Origin of the sequence: Rhizobium leguminosarum, from assembly GCF_004123835.1 — a bacterium.
In the GTDB taxonomy this organism is placed as follows: domain Bacteria; phylum Pseudomonadota; class Alphaproteobacteria; order Rhizobiales; family Rhizobiaceae; genus Rhizobium; species Rhizobium leguminosarum_M.
In genome coordinates this window covers 1-4,240 of record NZ_MZMU01000027.1, presented here as the reverse complement: position 1 = coordinate 4,240, position 4,240 = coordinate 1, and the positions used below count along the sequence as shown (strand labels likewise).

4 protein-coding genes are annotated in these 4,240 nt (G+C 62.0%); all 4 read left to right on the top strand.

The features are described 5' to 3' along the window. The coding region (locus B5P46_RS33570) for an ABC transporter substrate-binding protein (RefSeq protein ID WP_245456349.1) at positions 1-1,095 on the top strand (1,095 nt) is incomplete at its 5' end. Between the two features lie 138 nt (positions 1,096-1,233). Continuing rightward, positions 1,234-2,187: a carbohydrate ABC transporter permease gene (locus B5P46_RS33565; RefSeq protein ID WP_129422480.1), complete on the top strand. Its 954-nt coding sequence runs from the start codon at positions 1,234-1,236 to the stop codon at positions 2,185-2,187. Next, on the top strand, positions 2,184-3,158 hold the full coding sequence (locus tag B5P46_RS33560; protein WP_129422479.1) for a carbohydrate ABC transporter permease: 975 nt from the start codon (positions 2,184-2,186) through the stop codon (positions 3,156-3,158). The genes B5P46_RS33565 and B5P46_RS33560 overlap by 4 nt, the downstream gene beginning before the upstream one ends. A gap of 3 nt (positions 3,159-3,161) precedes the next feature. Next, the coding region (locus B5P46_RS33555) for an ABC transporter ATP-binding protein (RefSeq protein ID WP_164986602.1) at positions 3,162-4,240 on the top strand (1,079 nt) is incomplete at its 3' end.

Sequence of the window (4,240 nt, the reverse complement as noted above, 5' to 3'; positions counted from 1 at the left end):
TTTGCCTGGAAGGACGTGCCTGTTGCCGGCGGTGGCGGCGATGCGGCGATGACGGCGCTGAAGGCGATGGTTGCAGCCGGCACCTATCCGACAGCATCGCAGATGCTGGGCTATACCGTGCTCGATTATGCTCAGGCCGGCGTCATGGGCGACCTGACCGAGACGGCGAAGAAGGAAGGCTGGGACAAGTCGGTTCCGGCAGCCCTGCAGAAGTTCTCGGTCTATGACGGCAAGTGGGTTGCTGCCCCCGTCAACGTCCACTCGGTCAATTGGCTGTGGATCAACAAGGCTGTGATGGACAAGATCGGCGGCACTGAGCCGAAGACCTTCGAGGAGCTGATCGCGCTGCTCGACAAGGCCAAGGCAGCCGGTGTGATCCCGCTGGCGCTTGGCGGCCAGAACTGGCAGGAAGCGACGATGTTTGATTCCATCGTGCTGTCGACCGGCGGTCCGGAATTCTACAAGAAGGCTTTCAACGACCTCGACGAGGAATCGCTGAAGTCCGACACGATGAAGAAGTCCTTCGACAATCTGGCGACGATCATCAAATATGTCGATCCGAACTTCTCGGGCCGAGACTGGAATCTGGCGACCGCCATGGTCATCAAGGGTGACGCGCTGGTGCAGGTGATGGGCGACTGGGCCAAGGGCGAATTCGTCGCCGCCAAGAAGACTGCGGATGCCGACTTCCTGTGCTACCGCTTCCCCGGCACCGACGGCAGCGTGGTCTACAACTCCGACATGTTCGGCATGTTCAACGTTCCCGACGACCGCAAGGCGGCCCAGGCAGCACTTGCGACGGCAACGCTGTCGAAGAGCTTCCAGTCGGCCTTCAACGTCGTCAAGGGGTCGGTGCCTGCCCGTACCGATGTTCCCGACACCGACTTCGACGCCTGCGGCAAGAAGGGCATCGCCGACCTGAAGGCAGCGAACGAAGGCGGCACGCTGTTCGGCTCGCTGGCTCAAGGGTACGGCGCACCGCCGGCGATCGCCAATGCCTATAAGGATGTCGTCTCGAAGTTCGTCCACGGCCAGATCAAGACCTCCGACGAGGCCGTGACCCAGCTCGTCCAGGCGATCGACGACGCTCGCTGAGACCACTGTCGACGACAAACGCTTCCCCGCGTGCTTGCGGGGAAGCTTCAGGCTCCGCGCCGATCATGCGCGGACGATCATGCCTGGCCGATCATGCAGGGATGATCAGGCCATCATGCGGGGAGGAGATGACATTCCATGAGCACAGTTGCGACCACCGATCCGGTTCTGACGCCGAGGCAATCGACGGGGATCTCGTTGAGGGGCCGGCTGCAGGATGCGCTGCCGAAGATCGTGCTGGCGCCGAGCTTCGTCATCACCATCATCTTCGTCTACGGCTTCATCGTCTGGACGGCCTATCTCTCCTTCACCAATTCCAAGACCTTTCCCTCCTATGCGCTGACCGGCGCACGTGCCTATCAGCGGCTGTGGCGCTGGACCTTCGAGAGCGATCCGCCGTCTTCCTGGTACACTTCGATCACCAACATGGCGATCTTCGGCTTCCTCTATATCGGCATCTGCCTGGTGCTCGGCCTGTTGCTGGCCATCCTGCTTGACCAGAAGATCCGCGGCGAGGGCTTGCTGCGGCCGATCTTCCTCTATCCGATGGCGCTCTCCTTCATCGTCACCGGCGTTGCCTGGAAATGGTTCCTCGATCCCGGCCTCGGGCTGGAACAGACGCTGCACCACTTCGGCTGGACGAGCTTCCACTTCGACTGGATCAAGAACAAGGACTTCGTCATCTACACCGTCGTCATCGCCGGCGTCTGGCAGGCGTCGGGCTTCGTCATGGCGATGTTCCTGGCCGGCTTACGCGGCATCGACGGCGAGATCATGAAGGCCGCTCAGATCGACGGCGCCTCGCCCTTCCAGCTCTACCGGCGCATCGTCATTCCGCTGCTGCGGCCGATCTTCCTGTCGGCCTTCATCGTGCTCGCCCATATGGCGATCAAGTCTTATGACCTGGTGGTGGCGCTGACCTCGGGCGGCCCCGGCGGCTCGGCCTGGCTGCCGTCCAACTTCATGTATGAATACACCTTCAAGCGCAACGAGATGGCCGTCGGCTCGGCCAGCGCCATCATCATGCTGATGACCATCTCGGCGATCATCGTTCCCTATCTCTATTCCGAACTGAAGGAGAAGGCGCGATGAGCAGCGTCACCTCTCCGATAGCAACCTCGGCCGCAACGCTGCCGCAGGCCCGCGACAACAAGAACAGCAACAACACCCGCTGGATCGGCCGAACCGTCATCTACGGCCTGCTGCTGGTCTTCGCCGTCCTCTATCTGATGCCGCTCTTCGTCATGCTGACGACCTCGTTCAAGACCATGGACGAGATCCAGAACGGCAACATGCTGGCGCTGCCGCAATCGCCGACCTTCGACCCCTGGATCAAGGCCTGGGGCGAGACCTGCGTCGGGCTCACCTGCGCCGGCATCAAGGGCTACTTCTGGAACTCGATCAAGATGGTCGTGCCGGCTGTCGCGATCTCCACCATCATGGGGGCGCTGAACGGCTATGTGCTGACCAAGTGGCGCTTTCCCGGCCACACGCTGGTGTTCGGGCTGATGCTGTTTGCCTGCTTCATCCCGTTCCAGTCGGTGCTTTTGCCGATGGCGACGATCCTCGGCAGTCTCGGCCGCTTCGGCATGACGCTGCAGAACGCCACGGGCTGGAACTTCGGCTTCGGCAATCCGACGGTCAATCTGGTCTTCGTGCATGTCGTCTATGGCCTCGGCTTCACGACACTGTTCTTCCGCAATTTCTACGAGGCCTTTCCGACCGAACTGGTCAGGGCCGCCCAGGTCGATGGCGCCAGCTTCTTCCAGATCTTCCGCCGTATCATGCTGCCGAACTCGCTGCCGATCATCGTCGTCACGGTGATCTATCAGTTCACCAATATCTGGAACGACTTCCTGTTTGCCTCGGCTTACGCCGGCACCGGTGAATCCATGCCGATGACGGTGGCGCTGAACAATGTCGTCAACACCTCGACGGGCGTCGTCGAATACAATGTCAACATGGCGGCTGCGATGATTGCCGCCGTGCCGACGCTCCTCGTCTATATCCTCGCCGGCCGCTACTTCGTGCGCGGTCTGATGGCGGGCGCTGTCAAAGGGTAATCCATGGCCTTCCTCGAAATCTCCGGTCTCAGAAAACGCTTCGGCGCCGTCGACATTCTCAAGGGGATCGACCTCGAACTCGAAAAGGGCGGCTTTCTCGTGCTGGTCGGCCCGTCCGGCTGCGGCAAGTCCACCCTGCTCAACACCATTGCCGGGCTGGAGACGATCACCTCTGGCGATATCCGGATCGACGGGCGCGACATCAGCGGCCTGCATCCCTCCAAGCGCGATATCGCCATGGTGTTCCAGTCCTATGCGCTCTATCCGAACATGACGGTGGCGGGAAACATCGCCTTCGGCATGGAGATCCGCGGGGTTCCCAAGGAGGAGCGCGAAAAGGCAATCAAGCAAGTCTCCGACATGCTGCAGATCGGCCATCTGCTCGACCGCAAGCCGAGCCAGCTTTCCGGCGGCCAGCGCCAGCGTGTCGCCATGGGTCGGGCGCTGGTGCGCAATCCGCAGGTCTTCCTGTTCGACGAGCCGCTCTCCAATCTCGACGCCAAGCTGCGCGTCGACATGCGCACCGAGATCAAGCGGCTGCATCAGCGCATGGGCACCACCTTCGTCTATGTCACCCACGACCAGATCGAGGCGATGACGCTGGCAACCAAGATCGCCGTGCTGAAGGACGGCGTGCTGCAGCAGTTCGGCACGCCGGCCGAGATCTATAACAGCCCCTCCAATATCTTCGTCGCCGACTTCATGGGATCGCCGGCGATGAACCTGCTCAACGCCACCGTCGAGACCGGCGCCGGCGGGCTCGAAGTCTCGCTGGAGCGGCCGAATGCTGCCCCGCTCAGACTGCCTGTCATATCAGGCAATGACGGCCTGACCGCCTATACCGGCAGACAGGTGATCTTCGGCATCCGGCCGGAGGCCCTGACCGATCCCGATGGCGCCGACCGCAAGGCGCGCTCGCTGACCGAGGGCGATTGCCTGATCGAGGTGGTGGAACCTGCCGGCTCCGACACCTTTGCCGTCACCAAGCTCGGCGGCAAATCCGTCGTCGCCCGCCTGCGCGCCGATACCGGCATCGCTCCCGGACAAAACACCCGCCTCGCCTTCAATCTCGACAAGGCCGT

Excerpts from the sequence above, each read along its gene's own strand:
- B5P46_RS33565 (WP_129422480.1), top strand. The coding sequence starts at position 1,234 with ATGAGCACAGTTGCGACCACCGATCCGGTTCTGACGCCGAGGCAATCG.
- B5P46_RS33560 (WP_129422479.1), top strand. The coding sequence starts at position 2,184 with ATGAGCAGCGTCACCTCTCCGATAGCAACCTCGGCCGCAACGCTGCCG.